General features: G+C 61.5%; 16 protein-coding genes, 1 pseudogene and 1 riboswitch. Of the genes and pseudogenes, 4 read left to right on the forward strand and 13 right to left on the reverse strand.

From position 1 onward, the window contains the following. The first annotated feature begins 25 nt into the window (after positions 1 to 25). Both VOI29_RS04670 and ilvD read left to right on the forward strand, forming a co-directional pair. Complete coding sequence (locus tag VOI29_RS04670; protein WP_323776308.1) at positions 26 to 1,204, forward strand: benzoate/H(+) symporter BenE family transporter; 1,179 nt, start codon at positions 26 to 28, stop codon at positions 1,202 to 1,204. A 134-nt stretch (positions 1,205 to 1,338) separates the two neighbouring features. Then, positions 1,339 to 3,183, forward strand: coding sequence for a dihydroxy-acid dehydratase (gene ilvD, locus VOI29_RS04675; protein ID WP_323776310.1), 1,845 nt, complete (start codon positions 1,339 to 1,341; stop codon positions 3,181 to 3,183). A 439-nt stretch (positions 3,184 to 3,622) separates the two neighbouring features. Here the strand turns inward: ilvD and VOI29_RS04680 are convergent, their stop codons facing one another. Further along, complete coding sequence (locus VOI29_RS04680) at positions 3,623 to 3,979, reverse strand: DUF6678 family protein (RefSeq protein ID WP_323776312.1); 357 nt, start codon at positions 3,977 to 3,979, stop codon at positions 3,623 to 3,625. Between the two features lie 2 nt (positions 3,980 to 3,981). Further along, a complete protein-coding gene (locus tag VOI29_RS04685) occupies positions 3,982 to 4,800 on the reverse strand; it encodes a sulfotransferase family protein (protein WP_323776314.1) in 819 nt (272 codons plus the stop codon). Positions 4,801 to 4,943: 143 nt separating this feature from the next. Here VOI29_RS04685 and VOI29_RS04690 point away from each other — a divergent pair, with 143 nt between their 5' ends. Continuing rightward, on the forward strand, positions 4,944 to 6,521 hold the full coding sequence (locus VOI29_RS04690; protein ID WP_323776315.1) for a DUF5928 domain-containing protein: 1,578 nt from the start codon (positions 4,944 to 4,946) through the stop codon (positions 6,519 to 6,521). A 130-nt stretch (positions 6,522 to 6,651) separates the two neighbouring features. On the opposite strand, the gene rpiB is transcribed toward VOI29_RS04690, so the two are convergent. Further along, the gene (gene rpiB, locus VOI29_RS04695) at positions 6,652 to 7,101 is read right to left on the reverse strand and encodes a ribose 5-phosphate isomerase B (RefSeq protein ID WP_323776317.1); all 450 of its coding nucleotides are present in this window, start codon (positions 7,099 to 7,101) and stop codon (positions 6,652 to 6,654) included. A gap of 229 nt (positions 7,102 to 7,330) precedes the next feature. Further along, a pseudogene (locus tag VOI29_RS24560) lies at positions 7,331 to 7,471 on the reverse strand (IS5/IS1182 family transposase); the annotation flags it as partial. Between VOI29_RS24560 and VOI29_RS04705 the strand changes: the two are divergent. Continuing rightward, positions 7,431 to 7,595 carry a hypothetical protein gene (locus VOI29_RS04705; RefSeq protein ID WP_323776337.1) on the forward strand — a complete coding sequence of 55 codons (165 nt, stop codon included), beginning with the start codon at positions 7,431 to 7,433 and terminating at the stop codon, positions 7,593 to 7,595. The pseudogene VOI29_RS24560 and the gene VOI29_RS04705 overlap by 41 nt on opposite strands. A gap of 54 nt (positions 7,596 to 7,649) precedes the next feature. Here the strand turns inward: VOI29_RS04705 and VOI29_RS04710 are convergent, their stop codons facing one another. The 9 genes from VOI29_RS04710 to VOI29_RS04750 all read right to left on the reverse strand — a co-directional run bounded on the left by VOI29_RS04710 (position 7,650) and on the right by VOI29_RS04750 (position 18,231). Next, a complete protein-coding gene (locus VOI29_RS04710; RefSeq protein ID WP_323776319.1) occupies positions 7,650 to 8,735 on the reverse strand; it encodes a hybrid-cluster NAD(P)-dependent oxidoreductase in 1,086 nt (361 codons plus the stop codon). 4 nt (positions 8,736 to 8,739) lie between these two features. Continuing rightward, positions 8,740 to 9,975, reverse strand: a complete 1,236-nt coding sequence (locus VOI29_RS04715) for an aromatic ring-hydroxylating dioxygenase subunit alpha (protein ID WP_323776321.1) — start codon at positions 9,973 to 9,975, stop codon at positions 8,740 to 8,742. Positions 9,976 to 10,081: 106 nt separating this feature from the next. Next, positions 10,082 to 10,281, reverse strand: a riboswitch (cobalamin riboswitch). 240 nt (positions 10,282 to 10,521) lie between these two features. After that, positions 10,522 to 11,166, reverse strand: coding sequence for a DUF1523 family protein (locus VOI29_RS04720; RefSeq protein ID WP_323776323.1), 645 nt, complete (start codon positions 11,164 to 11,166; stop codon positions 10,522 to 10,524). A 10-nt stretch (positions 11,167 to 11,176) separates the two neighbouring features. Next, positions 11,177 to 11,443 (reverse strand): hypothetical protein, encoded by a 267-nt coding sequence (locus tag VOI29_RS04725; RefSeq protein ID WP_323776325.1) that lies wholly within the window; start codon positions 11,441 to 11,443, stop codon positions 11,177 to 11,179. Between the two features lie 2 nt (positions 11,444 to 11,445). Further along, positions 11,446 to 12,807: a DUF6638 family protein gene (locus VOI29_RS04730; RefSeq protein ID WP_323776327.1), complete on the reverse strand. Its 1,362-nt coding sequence runs from the start codon at positions 12,805 to 12,807 to the stop codon at positions 11,446 to 11,448. A gap of 52 nt (positions 12,808 to 12,859) precedes the next feature. Beyond that, a complete protein-coding gene (locus VOI29_RS04735) occupies positions 12,860 to 13,594 on the reverse strand; it encodes an HNH endonuclease (protein WP_323776329.1) in 735 nt (244 codons plus the stop codon). Beyond that, a complete protein-coding gene (locus tag VOI29_RS04740; RefSeq protein ID WP_323776331.1) occupies positions 13,591 to 15,528 on the reverse strand; it encodes an ATP-binding protein in 1,938 nt (645 codons plus the stop codon). Before VOI29_RS04740 ends, VOI29_RS04735 begins: the two co-directional genes overlap by 4 nt. Positions 15,529 to 15,632: 104 nt before the next feature. Further along, entirely contained in the window at positions 15,633 to 16,754 is a 1,122-nt protein-coding gene (locus VOI29_RS04745) for a hypothetical protein (RefSeq protein ID WP_323776333.1), read from the reverse strand. Positions 16,755 to 17,148: 394 nt separating this feature from the next. Next, a complete protein-coding gene (locus VOI29_RS04750) occupies positions 17,149 to 18,231 on the reverse strand; it encodes a hypothetical protein (RefSeq protein ID WP_323776335.1) in 1,083 nt (360 codons plus the stop codon). Between the last annotated feature and the right edge of the window lie 138 nt (positions 18,232 to 18,369).

Below are 18,369 nucleotides of genomic sequence, written 5' to 3' on the forward strand. Positions count from 1 at the left end.
GATCCGGCATCAAAGGAAAACCCGCATGCTCAAGGAGCTGAAACTTTCGCATCTTGTCTCCGGCGCAGTGGCCGTGCTGGTGGGCTACACCGGATCGGTCGCTATCATCTTTCAAGCGATCGAAGCGGCCGGCGCCACCCAGGCCCAGGCCAACAGCTGGATGCTGGTGCTTGGACTGGGCATGGGCGTAACCTGCCTGATCCTGTCGGTGATGTACCGGATGCCGATCCTGACCGCCTGGTCCACTCCCGGCGCGGCGCTGCTGGCCGTCAGTTTGAATGGTGTGCCCATTGCCGAAGCAATCGGCGCCTTCCTGCTCTGCGGCGCGCTCCTGACCCTTACCGGCCTTACCGGCTGGTTTTCCGCCCTGTCGCGGCTGATCCCCGACACACTGGCCAGCGCCTTGCTCGCCGGTATCCTGTTCCAGTTCGGGCTCTCTGCCTTCACCGCTTTGCAAACGGACACCCCGCTGGTGGCGGTGATGGGCCTCAGCTTCCTGTTGGGCCGCAAACTGTTCCCGCGCTACTGTATCCCCGCGGTGCTGGCGGCGGGGGTGGCCTGCTGCGCAGGCTCCGGCGCCTTTGGCAGCCTTGAGGTGTTGGACCTGACGCTGGCGCGCCCGGTGTTTGTGATGCCTGCCTTCTCGCTGCCCGTGCTGATCGGGGTCGGGCTGCCGCTGTATATCGTCACAATGTCCTCGCAGAACATGCCTGGTGTGGTGGCCCTGAAGGCCTGCGGCTATCAGGCACCGGTTTCCGCCAGCCTGACTGTAACCGGCCTGGCCTCGCTGATCCTCGCCCCGTTCGGCGGCTTTGCCTTCAATCTTGCCGCCATTACCGCCGCGATCTGCGCAGGACCGGAGGCGGATGAGAACCCGGACACCCGCTATCTCGCCGGCGTCATGACCGGCGCGGTCTACATTCTGGTCGGCTTGGGCGGCGCAACCGTCATCAGCCTGTTCCTGATCGCACCCAAGGCGCTGGTGGCCGCCGTCGCGGGACTTGCGCTGCTCTCAACCATCGGCAACAGCCTGTCTGCCGCACTGTCGGACGCCAAGGGCCGCGAGGCGGCACTGATCACCTTCATGATCACAGTGTCCGGCATCAGCTTCTTTGGAATCGGCGCGCCGTTCTGGGCGCTGGTGCTGGGGCTGGCGGTGAATCACTGGCTGAAAGCCCCCGAACCCGCCCCGGTGCGCGCCTGACAGCCCGCCAGGAGAGACATTTCACCCCTGAAATCCGGCGCCAACTGTGCCAAAATTATCGAACAGCCCCCCGGCAGGTTGCCTTTGTTGCGCAAATCGTGTCCCTGAGGGCAAAGACTAAGGGATATAGCCTGATGCCAATGTACCGATCCAGAACCTCCACCCATGGCCGCAACATGGCGGGCGCACGCGGATTGTGGCGCGCAACCGGCATGAAGGATGATGATTTCGGCAAGCCGATCATCGCCATCGTCAACTCCTTCACCCAGTTCGTGCCCGGCCACGTGCACCTCAAAGACCTGGGCCAGATGGTCGCCCGCGAGGTTGAGGCGGCCGGCGGTGTGGCCAAGGAATTCAACACCATCGCGGTGGATGACGGCATCGCCATGGGCCATGACGGCATGCTCTACTCGCTGCCGTCGCGCGAGGTGATCGCCGACAGCGTCGAATACATGGTCAACGCCCATTGCGCCGATGCCATGGTCTGCATTTCCAACTGCGACAAGATCACTCCGGGGATGCTGATGGCCGCCATGCGCCTGAACATTCCGGCAATCTTTGTCTCCGGCGGCCCGATGGAAGCGGGCAAGATCGACATTGCCGATCTGGACATGAAGAAGATCGACCTGGTGGACGCGATGGTTGCCGCTGCCAATGACAAATTCACCGACGAGCAGGTCCAGCACATCGAAGAGAACGCCTGCCCGACCTGCGGGTCGTGCTCGGGCATGTTCACCGCCAACTCGATGAACTGCCTGGCCGAGGCCCTGGGCCTGGCGCTGCCGGGCAACGGCTCGACCCTGGCTACGCATGCCGACCGCAAGCATTTGTTCCTGGAAGCCGGCCGCAAGATCGTCGAGATCACCAAGCGCCACTATGTAGGCGAGGAAAAGGGCCTGCTGCCGCGTGAGATCGCCACCTTCGAGGCGTTTGAAAACGCGATGAGCCTGGATATCGCCATGGGCGGCTCCACCAACACCGTGCTGCATCTGCTGGCGATCGCCAACGAAGGCGAAGTCGACTTCAACATGTCCCACATGGACCAGCTCAGCCGCAAGGTGCCCTGCCTGTGCAAGGTCGCGCCGAACACTGCCAATGTGCATATGGAAGACGTGCACCGGGCCGGCGGCATCTTCTCGATCCTCGGCGAGTTGAGCCGCGCGGGCCTGCTGCATAACGACTGCAGCACCGTGCATACCGCGACCATGGGCGAGGCGATTGCCAAATGGGACATCAAGGTTGCCAACAACCCCGAGGCCGAGGAACTGTACAAGGCAGCCCCCGGGGGCGTGCGCACGACGCAGGCGTTCTCCCAGTCCAACCGCTACAAAGAGCTGGACGACGACCGTGAAAACGGTGTGATCCGCTCCAAGGAGCACGCCTTCAGCCAGGACGGCGGCCTTGCGGTACTGTTCGGCAACATTGCGCTGGACGGCTGCATTGTGAAGACCGCCGGTGTCGACGCAAGCAATCTGACCTTCACCGGCTCAGCCTATGTCTGCGAAAGCCAGGATGCGGCGGTCAACGACATCCTGACCGGCAAGGTCAAAGAAGGCGATGTGGTGGTGATCCGCTATGAGGGCCCGCGCGGCGGTCCGGGCATGCAGGAAATGCTCTACCCGACGTCCTACCTGAAGTCGAAAGGCCTGGGCAAAGCCTGCGCGCTGCTGACGGACGGGCGGTTCTCTGGCGGCACCTCGGGGCTGTCGATCGGCCATGTCTCGCCCGAAGCAGCCGAAGGCGGCACCATCGGCCTGGTGCGCCAGGGCGACACCATCGAGATCGATATTCCAAACCGCTCGATCCATTTGGCAGTAGCGGACGAGGAACTGGCGGCGCGGCGTGAGGCGCAGGATGCAGCTGGCTGGAAACCGGCCGCGCCGCGCAAGCGCAAGGTGTCCAAAGCGCTGAGGGCCTATGGCCTGCTGGCAACTTCAGCTGCAAAAGGTGCAGTGCGTGCACTGCCCGGCGAAGACTGAAGCAATGCCGCCTGAGTGGTTTTAAAAACCCGCCGCCCTCACGCGGCGGGTTTTCTTTTGACCTGCCGCGCCTGAAACCGGGTCAAGGGCCGCGCCGCGCGCGGCGGCGCAGCGGCTTGCCCTTGGCGTGGTTTCAGGAGCCATAAAACGAAAAAGGCGCGTTCAGCGGCAGACATGTATCTGAACCGCTTCTTGGCGAATTCTGCATAAGCAAAGGCCTCCCGCCCCCTCTTAGACCCGCTGGCTGACGCCAGCGCGGCGTTGGGCGTGGCGCCGTGCTGGCGCACGGCGTGCCTCCGGCGGGAGTATTTCGGCAAAGGAGAAGCTGCTCTGCCAGATGAGGCACCCGCCCGCGCCGCGCCAGCGGCGCCCGGCCCAAGGCTTTAAGCTGCATCTTTGATGCTGCGCGAAGGCGCGGGAGCCACGCATCTTTCAACACTCAAAATGATTTGGGGAAGGACAGTTTTTCCACGGGGGTGCCGCATTTCACAAAGCCAAAGATACGCACTGCATTACCCTCGGCTTGCCCAGCCAATCCAATCTGCTCGAGCCGTCTTTGAAAGACGGCATCAGCCAAACAGCTGCCACGCAATTCCACCCATTCCAAATCCGAAAAGCCGCCGTCGGAAAAATGGTAGTACCATTCGCGGTCCCAGCCGCCTGCGTATCCGTTGACTATGCAACGAGACCGGAAATCAGGCCTGTCAGCGGTGTCCAGCGTCAAGACCAAGTCCCTGAGTTCCATCCATTTGGTATGGCTGGAAACGGGATAGTACCCCTCGGCTTCCTGCACCACACCTACTCGCCCAGTTTGGCGTGCACCTCGTCGAGGTCGATCTCCCCGACCGGCATCTTGTTGGCCGGGTTCTGGACGTCGTACTTGAACAGTTCAAAATCGCGTTTGTAGATCTCGTAGACCAGATGCATCGACAAATCGTCGAAATAATCCTCAACCGGATGCGCGCGTTTGGGGCCGTGGCCTTCGCTTTCGTTGAAGCGCGGGATCGCGTTCAGGTCCACGGCATGCGGCGTTTCGATGCCATCCAGCACTCCCTGCATGCCGGCGTTGAAATCTTCGGTCCAGAAGATCCGGTTGTAGCGTCCGCCGTTCAGGATGAAGGTGGACACATGCCCCGACATCGCCGACCAGTGAATGTCCGGGTCCATCGGGCGGCGCCAGCGGATGGTGTCGCGCACGAACAGCAGAAACCGGCGGAAGCTGGCGATCTGGTCGAAGTCCTGCTTACCGTCTTCGCCGCCGACCTCAACCCCGTATTCATAGGCCAGCTTGGGCACCAGATTGCCGCGGTAGCGGCGCCCGTTGCGCTGGATGCCGCAGATCTTGTCAAAGAACGAGCTGAGGACGCGGGCATAGGGGTTCCGCACACAGGTGAAGGCGTAGGACCGGTGTCCCTGCACATTGCGGGTGATCGGCCCCTGGCTGTGTTCCAGCGCCCATTTGTGCAGGCCCTCTTTGGCGTCGTGGATATCGCCGTCAAAGAACGCCCCGTGATCGGAGTAATAAAGGATCTGCCCGATTGTCGAGCAGGCGCATTTCGGCACCACCCGGTAGACCACACTTTCACTTTCCGTCATCCAGGTGCCGGGGAACCCCATCCGCTGCCCTCTTATTAATTCTTGCCTTGGTCCCGGCAGTATTCGCATATGTTTACCGAAACGGGAACTATCTGGTTTATTCGTGCCTTAAGCCCGCTTATCAAGGGAAACAATCAGGCAAAACAAGGCAATCCGTCCGCATCATGGCAAAAATCGCATATATTCTGCTCTGCCATAAGGACCCCGGGTCGATCATCCAGCAGGCTGAGCGGCTGACTGCGGCCGGCGATTACATGGCGATCCACTTTGACGGGCGGGCGGCGCCGGAAGACTACCAGTCGATCCGGGCTGAGCTGGCGGACAATCCCAATGTGACCTTTGCCAGAAAGCGGATCAAATGCGGCTGGGGGGAATGGTCGCTGGTCGAGGCGACGCTGCACGCGCTGCGCAGCGCGGTGGAGGAGTTTCCCCGCGCCACTCATTTCTACATGCTGTCGGGCGATTGCATGGCGGTGAAAACGGCAGAATACGCCCACCGCTTCCTCGACCAGCATGACAAGGATTTCATCGAAAGCTTCGATTTCTTTGACAGCGACTGGATCAAGACCGGCATGAAGGAGGACCGGTTGATCTACCGGCACTTCTTCAACGAGCGTAAGCACAAGCAGTTGTTCGACTGGAGCCATCGGCTGCAGAAACACCTGGGACTGCAGCGCGAGGTGCCGGCAGATATCCAGGTTCAGATCGGCAGCCAGTGGTGGTGCCTGCGCCGCCGCACGGTGGAGTGGATCCTGGATTTCACCCGCAAACGCCGCGATGTGATGCGGTTCTTCCGCACCACCTGGATCCCGGATGAAACCTTCTTTCAGACTCTGGTGCGCCACCTGATCCCGGAAGGCGAGATCGAGCCCCGCACCCTTACCTTCCTGATGTTCACCGATTACGGGATGCCAGTGAATTTCCACAATGACCATTACGACCTGCTGCTAAGCCAGAACTTTTTGTTCGCCCGCAAGATCAGCCCGGAAGCCACAGAGCTGAAGTCGCGGCTTGGGCGGCTTTATGCAGCGCAGGGCGTCGACTTCCAAATCTCTAACGAGGGGCGCAGCCTGTACAAATTCCTGTCCCAGCGGGGCCGGATCGGACGCCGGTTCGCACCGCGGTTCTGGGAGACTGAAAGCTCGCTGGGGCGTGAGCGCGAGCTGCTGATCGTGATCTGCAAGAAATGGCACGTGGCCAAGCGGCTGCTGGAGCAGATCCGCCAGGTGACCAATATCCCGGCCATCGAATATCTGTTCAACGAAGAAGACACACCGCTGCCCGATCTCGGCGGCATCCAGGCTGCGCTGATGAAGCGCACCCGCCACCGTCGTGCGCTGATGCGGATGCTGTTCGAATACTACGAGTCCGATCAGCTGCTCATCTGCCTGGATCCCGGCGCCGTCGATCTGATGAATGATTTCCATTCCGACCGTTCCTCGACCCGTTTCCTGCAGATCGAATGCGAGTTCAGCGATGATTATCTGACCGGCCACGCGCAGCGGGTCGGGCTGGCGGGTGAACGCACACCGCAATTGACCCTCGAGCGTCTGCTGCCGACAATCCGCAACGACATCCTGTATGAAATCGACCGCATCCGCGATGCCGGGTTCAGCCAGCTGTTCCAGATACGGGAAACCAACAGCCCGGAGGAGAACGCAGACCAGCTCCGCCGCTTCCTGGGTCTGACCGAGGAGAAAGCCATGCAGATTGCCGGTGCCCGCTACCTGTTTGCAGATTGAGCCGAGCAGCACCCCGGCGGGCGGGCACGCAGAAAGGCCCAAAGTGCGGGACAGGCCGGAGATGCACCGGACCCGCGCAGCGGCAGGCGGCAGCAGGTCTTCGCCGCCGCCCTGACATCGGGGGTTAGCGTCAGTCTTCCAGCGCTTTGATCATGTCCACCCGTGTTGCATGGCGGCCGCCCTCAAAGCTCGCGTTCAGGAATGCATCCACAATGTCCAGCGCCAGGCCTTCACCCACGACACGCGCGCCGATGGACAGCATGTTGGCGTCGTTATGGGCGCGGATCATGCCGGCCGAAAACGTATCGGCGCAGACACCGCAACGGATGCCTTTGACCTTGTTCGCGGCCATCATAATTCCCTGGCCGGTGCCGCACAGAACAATACCCAGCAGGCACTCGCCAGAGGCGACAAGCCGCGCCGCGGCTGCGCCGTGCTCAGGATAATGCGTGCTTTCCGGTGTCTGCGGCCCGATGTCGGCCACCTCCCAGCCCTGCGCCTCGATATGTGCAGCGACAGCTTTACGCAGCTCAATGGCGGCATGGTCGCTGGAAAGGGCAATCCGGTTGCTGGATGTCATGGTTTGGTCGTCCTGTGTCAAAAGGAAGTTTGCGGCATGGCGGCCTTGGATCAAGTCACAGGCGCGCCGTCAATCACTTTATCCCCAGCTTTGGCACGGGAAGCCCCGCTCAGCCGGCTAAACCGCTCTGCATCCCCGCAAAATCCGCCAGGTGTTCGGCGATCCAGTCGAAGGCGTTGTAGCGCAAATCTGAAGGGAGCCGCATTCCCCCTTTCCCCGGACACGGTAATCCTACAGCCTTTGCGATTGGTATGCCGGAAGCGGTGAAACGATTCAGCACCGCAGCGCGGACCTGAACCACGGCGGCTTGGCGATCGAAGTTGCGGGCCATGAGATGCAGTCCGAGACCCTTCACACAGTTCATGCGCGACGACGGCACCGTGATCCAGCCCTTTTGGCGCTTGCTCTACCGCCACGTCCGTCCCGGTATCCTCGGCGCTAAAGGCCATCCCATCAACGAAGCCCATGTGCACAAGCTGGCCATGGAAGCCTGATCGGGCCGAACAGGCAAAAGGGCGCGCGCCAGTCCCGGCGCGCGCCCTTGTTCTTTAGATATCGACCTCGACCCGGCCAATCGGGTTGGAGCAGCAGGCCAGGATGTAACCTGCCTCCACGTCTTCCTCCGAGATGCCGCCGTTGTGCACCATATGCACTTCGCCCGCGGTCTTCTTGACCTTGCAGGTGCCGCAGATGCCAAAGGTGCAGCCCGACGGGATGTTGAGCCCCGAAGCCTTGGCCACCGCCAGCACCGTATCTGTTTCGGTGCAGGCCGCCATAACACCGGAGGCCGCAAAGCTGATCTCTGCCGCTGCGGTCTCTTCCGGCACCACGTCGTCGATCTCGGGCGCATCGGCCGCAGTCTCAACCGGGGCACCAAAGCTTTCCTGGTTGTAGTTCTCCATGTCGAAGCCCAGGCCGTTGAGCATGTCGCGCACCGCCTGCATGAACGGATCCGGCCCGCAGCAGTAGACTTCGCGCTCCAGATAATCGCCGGCAATCAGGCCCAGCATGATCTGGTTCAGCTGTCCGCGGTAGCCGGTCCAGACCTGATAGGGATCGTCCTCTTCCACCACAAAGTTCAGCTTGAGGCCGGGCACCCGTGCCGCCATGCCTTCCAGCTGGCGCCGCGCGATGATCTCGCTCGGGCGCTTGGCGCAGTTGATAAAGCTGATGTCGGGCGACTGGCCGCGGTCGAACAGATACTGGGTCATCGACAGGCTTGGCGTGATGCCGGAGCCTGCGGAGATGAACAGGAACTTGCCGTTCGGGCGCTTGGGCAGGGTGAACAGCCCCGCTGGCCCCGAGGCTTTCAGCATCCTGCCGGGGCGCAGGTTGTCCAGCATCCAACGGGTGCCGATGCTGTCCGCTTGCGCCTTCACCGTCACCGAGATCGACAGCGGCCGCGACGGCGAGGAACTGATCGTGTAGGTGCGCCAGACGGTCCCGCCCGGCACCGGCAGTTCCAGCGTCAGGAACTGGCCCGGCTGGTATTTGAACCACGCGCCGGAAGGCGCGCGGAAGCTGAAGGTGGCGGTGTTCGGCGCTTCCGGCACAACAGAGACGCATTCCAGCATCTCGTCGTCCTTCCACGCCAGGGTTTCGTCCAGCGACTCGAAATTAGCCTGCAGTCCCATGGGCTTACTCCGCCGCGATCAGGTGGCGGCCGGTCAGGGCGCGGGTCAGGTGCTCAGCATACCAGTTGGAGAACTGAATGACGCCGCTTTCCTGCACTTCGGAATAGGGTCCGGGCTGGTAGGCGGGCGAGTTGATGCCGCGCTGGTTGTCCTCGACCACAATGCGGTCCTCATCGTTGGTGGCCATCCAGACTTCTGTCAGGCGCTTGATGTCATAGTCCTGGCCCTCAACCGCGTCCTTGTGCACCAGCCACTTGGTGGTCACTTCGGTCTCGGTCGCACTGATCGGGTTCACCCGGAAGACAAGGGAATGATCCGGCAGGAAGTGGTTCCAGGTGGTTGGGTAGTGGAACTTCAGCAGCGTGCCGGCATCGGCAAAGGGCACCCGTCCCAGCGGTTTGGCGACCGCAGCCTTGCCGTCCATGGTATAGCTCTCGGCGCCCTCGTTCAGCGGCATCCGCGCCAGCCGGTGCTGTCCGCGCGCATCCATCCGGAATTGCGCCGGGCAGCCTGCGGCTTCGATCCGGTCGAAATGCTTCTGCAGGTGCGGCGGGGTTTCACCGCCTTCCACCCCGGTGACCGAAGGATCTTCCGGGAAGGTCCGGCACAGTGACGGGTGGTTGCCGCCGCAGTGATAGCACTCGCGGTTGTTCTCCCAGACCAGCTTCCAGTTGCCGTTCTCGATGATCGAGCTTTCATAGGCAATCTTGGCATTGCCCAGATCATGCGGCTCCAGGTAGGGGCGGGCGGCCTCGGCGAACGCATCGAAATCCGGCGCCTCATCGGCCAGGCAGATATAGATCAGACCGGCCAGATCCCGGCAATGCACCGGCTTCAGCCCATGTTTGGAGGCATCGAAATCCGGCCCCATGTCGCGCGCCCACAACAGCGAGCCGTCCAGCTCGTAGGTCCACTGGTGGTAGGGGCAGACCAGCTTGGGCGAATTGCCCTTCTTGGCCTTGCACACAACCGAACCGCGATGGCGGCAGGCATTGTGGAAGGCACGCACTTCGCCATCGGTGCCGCGCACGATGATGACGTTATAAGCCCCCACCTGATGGGTCACATAGTTGCCCGGCTTCGGCACTTCGCAGGCGGGAATGGCAAACAGCCACTCGCGGTAGAAGATCTGCCGCAAGTCCAGATCCAGAACGCCTGGATCGGTATAGAACGCCTGTTCCAGAGAGTAGTTTTTCTGCCGGGCCATCAGCTTGGCCAGAATCTCGCTATCGTGAAGCATCTGCTTCTCTCCTTTGCCGCAACCCCGCGGCGGGTTGGCTGGGTGCGGACAGGTGAAGAGAGATTGCAGGCCACGCGCCCGCAACCGCCCCGCCGCCGCCCGCGGTTGACGTTTTTCAGGGCAAGGCTGGTTTCCGGACTGTCCCGGGGCCTTTAGGCGGCGGGGCCTGGCACCTTCCCGAGGCACCTGCCTCAGTGGTCATTGCCATGCCTTGCCCGGGGTCACCGTTGCGGGGGCAGTGCCGGGGTTTCACCAGCTTCCCAATTCTCCGCCCCGAAGGACGGCACCTTGCTATCCGCGGTATTGCCCTAAAAATTTCCCGCCATGGGAAACAAAACCGACCCGGCGAAACCAGAATGAGACATGCAGGTTCATTACCGGCCACCAGACGAACCTGCCCAATGCCGCAAAATGCGCTCTGCATGCAAAAAGCGGCAAAAACCCTACCTGTCAGCAGCTGATTCAGGCCGTTTCCGGCGAATCTGCACAGCGCTCTCCGCCAGGCTCCGCCGCACCTGAAAAAGGCCGCGTTTCCGCGGCCCTGTCTTACTTCGATTTCCAGCTGTCCAGCCAGCGCCGGAACCGCCCCTTGCGCTCGGCGATTGCATCGCCCGCCGCATATAGGCTGTCCTCGACCTCCTCCAGCATCGGGTCTATGCGGGCTTGGCGGAAGCGGCGCCAGCGCACATAGATGGCCCAGAACAGCGCCGCCAGCAGCACCAGCACAATGATCGAGAACCAGTTGGCCGGCTTGTCCTCCGGCCCCGCCACCGGGTTAATCGTCACGGCGTTGGGAAAAACCGACAGGAACTCGTTGCGCCAGCCGTAATGCATCACCGCCACCCATTCCGGGTTCGCCTTGGTCGAGATGCTGTCATTGGCATCGGTATACAGGTTCGCGGTGTCGAACTTGAAATAGGGCGGCCAGTTCCAGCCGGTATCCTCATTTCGGTAGACCATGTTGCGGCCGTTGGGGCGCACCGCCTGGATGAACTGCACATCGCGGTTGATCAACTCGGCGGACTGGCCGTCCGGCTTGGACCAGAAGAGTTTGGTCCAGTCGTTCAGCTCCTGCCGCTCCTCATAGGTGTTGACGATGCGCACCACATCGTACTGCGGCAGCGTGTAATGCAGAAAGGCGCCGAACAGCACCCAGATGGTGATCAGAAAAGCCCATTTGATGAAACGCATCTGCTGCACCTCACATGAAGTTGATGACATAGACCAGAAGCGCGATCGCCCCTAGCGGAATGATATAAACCAGCAGGATCAGCTTGCGCCGGAACGAGCGGTCATATTGTTTCAGCCCCCGCTGGATGAAGGCGCTGCGGTCGCCGGTCAACCCCTTCTCTTTCCAGCGGAGCTTGAGCTTCGCCCGCCGCACTTCGCGCGAATAAAGCGAGACCGCGCCGTAAGCCACGGTCAGCCCCGCCAGCAGGATCAGGATCAGGCGGATAAACCCGAACATCTCTATCGCCCCCTCACCCGGTTCACCGCGCCCCAGGGGCCGACCCGCTCGACCATCCCTTTGCGCCGCACCCGCGGCAGCGCAGGTGTGTGCCCGTCCATATCCGGCTCATGCCCGAACAGTGCGGCGCGCGCTCCGGCCTTGTCCACCGCGTACTCCCGCGCCAGGAACTCCGCTGCATAGGCCTTTTTCGTCTCCGGCCAGCCCCGGTACTGATGGTAAAACAGCTCCTTGTGGCAGATGAACATCTGGCGGAAATCATGCGGGCACAGCTCCGCCAGCAGCATGTTCACGAGATCGCGGCAGGGCGTATCCGATGCCCGCAGGGAATAGAAATAGGCCGGATGGTCCGAGGTGATCTTCGGCCACTTGCCGCCGCCCTCCGCCCAGCGCACCAGCGCCGCCAGCCCCTCGAACTCCGCCGGCAGTTCCTCCGCATGCCGCGCCGCCATCCGCCGCAGGTCCGCGCGCGACAGGCCCGACAGATCCCTGCCCTTGCCCGTCAGCACGCTCACCGCCAGAAACCCCATCTTCTGCCGCAGGATCGCCGCACCATCGACGCCGCGCGCCCGGATCACCGGCTCTGCCAGGCGGTTCAGCTCCAGAAACTTGGCAATCGCATTACGCTCATCCAGCCCGAACACGTGGTTTAGCGGCACGCCTTCCGGCTTGCCGCCGCTGGCAATCACCGCCGGATGCTCCACGCCCTGAAACACATAGAGCCCGCCGAAATGCGCGGTCCAAAAATTGGACTGCTCAAACACCTCATGCTCCAGATGCACCGGATTGCGGGTCACATCGCCGGTCTTTTCGGCGGTCGCGATCATCTCCCCGATCAGATCATCATCAAACCAGGCATCCTCGCCCGTCTTGAACCGCTCCACCAGCTCCGCCAGACGGTCCGCATGGCGCAGCGTGCCGCGGGTGGTGTCGGCCTCGATCCGAACCCGCCGGATGTCGAACAGCTTGGCGGGGCTGGAGACCTCGTACACCGAGTTCACCAGTTCACCGGCGACTGCATCGGTCGCGGTCAGCGCAAACAGCTGGCGTTCGTTGACCTCGATAAACCGGCGCAGAATGTCCCGGCTGGTGGAGAATTTCACGTGAAGCAACGGGCAGCGCTTCTGCTCGGTGCTGAGCAGAATGAACTGCCGGTTCACCCCAGCATGGTTCAGATAGTGATCATCCCCCAGCTCATCCCCGATTTCAGGCGAAAAGCCGGAGATATCAACGTGGAAGTCCGTGAGGCTCGTGGTCTTGCCGGTCAAATGCGTCAGCGCGCGATTGTACCGCTCCACCAGCGCGGGCGAGGCCACATGGAAGAGATTGCCGAACATCAGGCCATGCTGGATGAGGCGTTTCATGTGTCTCTCCTTTCCGCATCGCGGCTTCACCGGGGAATACCGCCTTATAAGGTCACGCATTTTCTCTAATCAGCTTCTTCAATTCTTCAATTTGGAAGGGTGGCTGCCTTTTATGCAGCATCGCATGACAATTAGGGCAAACGGGCCTGAGGTCCGTTACAGGGTTAATTTCGTAAGTCTTTTTGCGAGCTGACACTGGTACCAAGTGATGCACATGGATAAACTCCCTCCCAATTTCACCAAAAGTTGCCTGAAAATCAAAATTACAGACTGAGCAAACGTATCCGTACTTTGCCAAACATGCGGCTCTAGCCTGAGCGTTACGCTCATATTTCGTCTGCAGAACATCCAGTCGAGCCCCCTCGAGAAACTGCGTGTTTGCTAGATTCTTTGCCGCATCTGGTGCCGTAACTTCCCGGACCAAGGCATAATATTCACTGCCTTCCTGAATCAGTTTCCTTTCTTCAGACGGCTCTTCACAACGAAGAATTTTGGGAGTGTCTTTTTCGGTACCTGGGACCGCGATCTGACGAAACGTCAACAACCTATAGTTTTCTTCTAGAACCAGTTCCAAATGACGGAGTGTTTGCGCATATCCGGCCGCCCTTTTTTTCCCCGGTTGCGGTATAGACCAGCTCTCAGAAAACACACGCTGCACTCCATCTTTGTCAAAGTGCTGCCAGGCTCCGATAATCACAAACCGCTCTTCGTGGTTCACAAAAGACCAGCTCCAGTTCCAATTGTCGCACGTCGCTCCGAGAGCTTGGACAAACTTCTTCCTGCTCACCCCTGCCCCTCCAGATACCGCCGCTTGGCCTCTTCCTGGCGGCCAAAGTCTCGCACCATGTTCTCAATCGCCACCTCATCCGACTTGTCGGCATAGCGGAACTCAGAGTCGGCGTAGCGGTTGATCTCCTGGATCACCATATCGACCGTGATCGGCACCCGCAGCTCCGCAATCATCGCCGATTTGGTCTCGTAGTCCTTGAACAGGAACAGCTCCGGGTTCTCCATCCATTCATCCGGCAGCTCGAAATCCATCGCGCGGACCTTGACCGCGTCGGTGATGTTCTTGATGGCACGGCCCGTAAACCGCTCGTCCGCCCGCTGGATCGCCTTCAGGTAGGTGCCCAACTTGGCCAGATCATCCAGCTCCCCGAGCTGATCCTGCACCCGGCCAAAGACCTCTACCAGCCCCGGCTCCTGAGGGCGATTATAAGCCTCGAACGAGCGCGCGACGGCCTGTTTGATCTCCTGCGCGCCGTAGAGGTCATGCTCACCCAGCGGGATCGCATGGTTCTTGCCCATCAGCAGGGTCAGGATGTCGATGTAATCCTCCCGCGTCTGCGGCCCGTCCACCAGGAACCGCGCGCCCGCCCGCTGGCGCAGCGCGTCGTCCACATTCTCCGGGTAGTTGGAGAACATGCCAAAGGTGCAGTTGCCCCTGACCACGGTATTCGCACCGGCGAAGGCCTCCATGAACACCGCCGTCACCTCCTGCTGGCCCGCCGAGGATTGCCGGTCGCCGCGCTTGCCCGCGATCTGGTCGATGTCATCGATGGTGCCAAAGCCGATGACGCCCGGATCAATCACGTTCTGGATGAACGACTTGGCATTCTGGCCCGACTTGCCCTGATAGCTGTCGATATTGTCGATGCCGAAATTCTGGTAGCGGAAGGCATAGCCTGCGTTCTGGCAATAATCGTGGATCAGCCCCGCCATCATCTGGATCAGCGTCGTCTTGCCCGTTCCTGGCTTGCCGTCCCCCATGAAGGTGAAGATGAAGCCGCCCATTTCGGCAAACGGGTTCAGACGGCGCTCAAAATCATAGGCCATCAGCATCTTGGACAGCCGCAGCGCCTGGTACTTGGCGATATGGTTGCCGACCACCTCATGCGGCTTCTTGAACGCCATGGTAAGGGTCGTGGATTTCGCCTTGGCCGCGGCGTCAAAGCCGCTGATGGTCAGATCATCCGCCTCCACCCGCCAGGCAGCGGCAGTGAACGCCTCCAGCCGGCCCGCATGCTGCGCGCGCAAGGCGGCCTTCTCCATCAACTGCTCGGCATAACCCGCCGCAGCCGCAATCAGATGTGCGTCATCGGTGCCATGCAGCGCCAGTTTCTGGTCCAGCTCCCACAGCGCCCCGTGCAGCGCCAGCGGCGCGTTGTCGGTCAGCAGCTCCTCCGCCTCCCCCACCTCGGCCTGCACCTCGGACCCGTGCGGCGCCAGCAGATAGGCCGTGGCATTGGCAAAGACATGCGCTGTGACCAGCGCCTCTGCGGCCAGCAGCTCGGTGAACTCCCCTTTGCGTGCGGCATCCAAAGACCCGGCCAGATTGGCCCGCTTCAGGTCACTCAGGCCGGACACATCCGCATAAGCTTCCCCCATCGCCAGCGAGATCGCCAGCGCCCGGCGCAGGCAATGCTGCAAAGTCGCCTGCAAGGGCGAGGTCAGCGGATCCTCCTCATCCGCCGCTTCAATCCGGGCAATCAGATGCACCCCTTCGGGCCGCGCGGTGGAGCGCGTCACCAGTCCCGGCGTGGTAGACCGGAACCGCCGCCGCGTGCCGATGCCTGAGGACCGCTCCGTCGCCTTCGCCTCGGCCTGCGGCTTGGCCATCCGCGGCGTGTGGTCAAACCCCTCCAGCAGCGCGGCCGCGGCGGCGTAGTGCTTGCGGATATCCACTTCCCGCAGCTCCATCTGATTGCCTGAAATGCTCATTTCACCCTCTCAATCCGTGCCGCGCGCCCTAAAACCCGGCCCGCTCTTCATCTTTCAAAAAATACTCCCGCCGGAGGCTCCCGCACTCACAACACGCGCCGGCCTCAATACCGCAGTACCTGCCCCGCCTCGCTCACCACAAATTTCTGCACATCGCCGAACCCCGGCGGATCCAGCTCTGCCAGCACCTGAAACGGGCGCTGCGGCAGAATGATGGCCCGCTGGGTGCGGGTCGCCCCGGTATCGGCGCCGCGGCCGCCAAAGGGATCGAGCGCGAAGATCTCCCGCTCCACGGTGCCGAACCAGCCCGACCGTTCCTCGCGCACCTCTTCGCTTTCCAGCTCCTCCAGCGTCCAGGCCAGCGCCCAATCCTGGCCCTCTGGCGCCCCGGCCTCCTCCAGCACCCGATGCAAGGGCCCGGACTGCTCGGTATAAGCCGAGGAATACATCGGCCCCACATGAAAGCGGCGCAGATGCTTGGGGTGAAGGCCGTCGAAATCCCCGTCAAACCCCTTGGCGATGGTCACCAGCTTCAACCCCGCCAAGGCCTGCGCCATCAGATGCGCCTGCACCTCGGGCCAGCGGCGTTCGTCTTTGGGCAGCGCCACCTTGCCGCTGTCCTCCAGCTCCATCAGGTAGATCACCGGCAGGTTCACCTGGCTGTCATAGGCCGCCCAATGCAGCAGGAAACGGCGGCGCCGCTCGCCGATGTTTTCCAGCCATTCGCATTCCGGGTCGTTCTGCGTCCAGAACAGCTGCCCCTTCAGCAGCTCCTGATAATACAGCCGCTGCGACAGAGCGAATTGCAGTTTTGACGGCACCGTCCGGTCCGAGATGATGGTGCGCACCATGTCGTCCTTCAGCACATCTTCACTGGCCATATTGGCCAGATGCCGTTCCGCCTGCTGGGCGTCATTGGCCATGGTCATCAGCTCAGCCGCCACCGGAAAGCCGCTGTCGCGCTTGTCCATCGCCAGGCTGCCGAAAAACCGCCCGGTATCGCGCCCCGCCATCAGGTACTTCATGCTCAGCGCCCGGAAGGTGAAGTTCAGCCGCATCAGGTAGCCGGTCAGCACCTTCACATCGGATTTGCTGAGCCGCCCCTCCGCCTGCATCGCCGCCGCCACCCGGGTCAGATGCCGGATGATGGTCTCGAACTTCTTGAAGTACCGGCGCGAGGCGAAGGTGTCGCTGAGGCCCGCGTGGTCGTGGGAAGGATCGGTCATGAACAAAAACCCTCCCGTTCCGGACGTGCCGCTTGCGGCGCGGACAGCGCCCGGCCGCCCCAGTCAATCCTAAGGTTTGCCTCCGGCATAACGGCAGGCGCTTCGCGTCCACCCGCGGCCGAGAGCTGCCCTCTGTAGTTAAAGGATCTCATTTCAGTCCATTTCTACTGCTTCGCAGCCTGATACAGCCTATTAGCCCCCAAAAGAATAATCAGAGCACGTGCAATCATGCTAACCGTTCCGATTGACTGGGCACCGTAGTAAGCCATCCGAGCGACAAAGGTTCCGGTACTGCCCTGCGAAAAAAGAATTCCAGAAAGGAAAGCCGCGACAACTGGCCAAACCAGCAGTCCGGCACCCAGTCAAAACGCTCGCTTAGCAGCAGCCGGCAATCTCACCCCCCATACAGGTTCTTGTCGTGCTTCTCGACAATCGCCGCAAACCGGCGGGCAAAGCGTTCATCGGCCTTGGCCTTCTTTTCCAGCACGTCGCGGGCAAACACCATGTTGCCCTCATGGCTTTCCAGCATGTCGGCCATCTTCTGGTTGGTGGCGGTGCCGATAGCCGCCATCGCGGTCTGGGCTTCCTTGTCTGTCTGCACGCCGATCTCGTTGATCCGATGCGCCACATCCTGCTGCTGCGCGGTCTTCAGCGATTTGGTCAGCGCATCATACAGCACCACCCGCTGCTGAGTGTCCGTCTGCAGCTTGTTGATCAGCACCATCTGCGTCGCCGCCTGGTTCTGCAGGCTGTCGACCCAGGTCTTGCCCTTCTCGATATAGCGCTCCAGCGTCTGGGATTTGGCGAGCTTCACCTGCTCCTCCTGCACCATCGCGTTGTATTTGGCATTCAGCTCCGCCAGCTCGGTCTCCAGTTTGGTGCGCGCGGCGGCGTCCTGCTCGACCGAGATCTTGTTCTCCAGTTCGATGATCTGCGGATCCAAGCCGACGATCCCGGCGCGCACGGCCTCCAGTTCCTGCACCGTGAATTCGCGGTCGTCGAGAGTGGCGGTCAGGTTCGCCTGCACCTTCTCCCGCTGCTCTTCCAGGGTGGCCAGCTGCCCCTGCAGCAGCTTCACGATCACGTCCGACTTGGCAATCAGGTCCTGCAGCTTGTCGTCGATGTTGGCGGTACGCATCCGCTCCTGGCGTATCGATTCCGATTTTCCCTTGCTGAACAAGCCGACAAAGCTCTCCCAGCCGGTCTTGCCCCGCATCTCGTCAAAATCCTTGGAGAAGGCCGCGGTCACATCGTCCAGCCCCATAATCAGCTCGGCGATATTGGCATTCATCACTTCGGTATGGGCGTGAACATCCTCCAGAGTCGCGTTTTCAATGTCGATGCTGGCATCCTCGCCAGCCTCGATCTTGTTGCGCGCGGCCTCGATACGCGAGGTCAGCGCCCCGATCTTGGCCTGCGACTCCCGTACCGTGTCCTGGCTTTCGGCCACCATCTTCTCAAATTGGGAAACACTCATAGCATCCCTTCCTTCCCCTGAAATAACTGATCCGGATATGGGGATGTAAAAGAAATTTACATCCCCTGAGGCGGTGTAATTCCGCCCGGTTCACATGCACTGTTGCAGAGAGGCCGCACAAAGAAAAGCCCCGGAGAA

It is taken from the genome of Leisingera sp. (assembly GCF_034669605.1).
Lineage (GTDB): Bacteria > Pseudomonadota > Alphaproteobacteria > Rhodobacterales > Rhodobacteraceae > Leisingera.

Excerpts from the sequence above, each read along its gene's own strand:
- VOI29_RS04705 (WP_323776337.1), top strand. The coding sequence starts at position 7,431 with ATGAGATGCAGTCCGAGACCCTTCACACAGTTCATGCGCGACGACGGC.
- VOI29_RS04690 (WP_323776315.1), top strand. The coding sequence starts at position 4,944 with ATGGCAAAAATCGCATATATTCTGCTCTGCCATAAGGACCCCGGGTCG.
- ilvD (WP_323776310.1), top strand. The coding sequence starts at position 1,339 with ATGCCAATGTACCGATCCAGAACCTCCACCCATGGCCGCAACATGGCG.
- VOI29_RS04740 (WP_323776331.1), bottom strand. The coding sequence starts at position 15,528 with ATGAGCATTTCAGGCAATCAGATGGAGCTGCGGGAAGTGGATATCCGC.
- VOI29_RS04670 (WP_323776308.1), top strand. The coding sequence starts at position 26 with ATGCTCAAGGAGCTGAAACTTTCGCATCTTGTCTCCGGCGCAGTGGCC.
- VOI29_RS04720 (WP_323776323.1), bottom strand. The coding sequence starts at position 11,166 with ATGCGTTTCATCAAATGGGCTTTTCTGATCACCATCTGGGTGCTGTTC.
- rpiB (WP_323776317.1), bottom strand. The coding sequence starts at position 7,101 with ATGACATCCAGCAACCGGATTGCCCTTTCCAGCGACCATGCCGCCATT.
- VOI29_RS04725 (WP_323776325.1), bottom strand. The coding sequence starts at position 11,443 with ATGTTCGGGTTTATCCGCCTGATCCTGATCCTGCTGGCGGGGCTGACC.
- VOI29_RS04685 (WP_323776314.1), bottom strand. The coding sequence starts at position 4,800 with ATGGGGTTCCCCGGCACCTGGATGACGGAAAGTGAAAGTGTGGTCTAC.
- VOI29_RS04730 (WP_323776327.1), bottom strand. The coding sequence starts at position 12,807 with ATGAAACGCCTCATCCAGCATGGCCTGATGTTCGGCAATCTCTTCCAT.
- VOI29_RS04750 (WP_323776335.1), bottom strand. The coding sequence starts at position 18,231 with ATGAGTGTTTCCCAATTTGAGAAGATGGTGGCCGAAAGCCAGGACACG.
- VOI29_RS04710 (WP_323776319.1), bottom strand. The coding sequence starts at position 8,735 with ATGGGACTGCAGGCTAATTTCGAGTCGCTGGACGAAACCCTGGCGTGG.
- VOI29_RS04715 (WP_323776321.1), bottom strand. The coding sequence starts at position 9,975 with ATGCTTCACGATAGCGAGATTCTGGCCAAGCTGATGGCCCGGCAGAAA.
- VOI29_RS04745 (WP_323776333.1), bottom strand. The coding sequence starts at position 16,754 with ATGACCGATCCTTCCCACGACCACGCGGGCCTCAGCGACACCTTCGCC.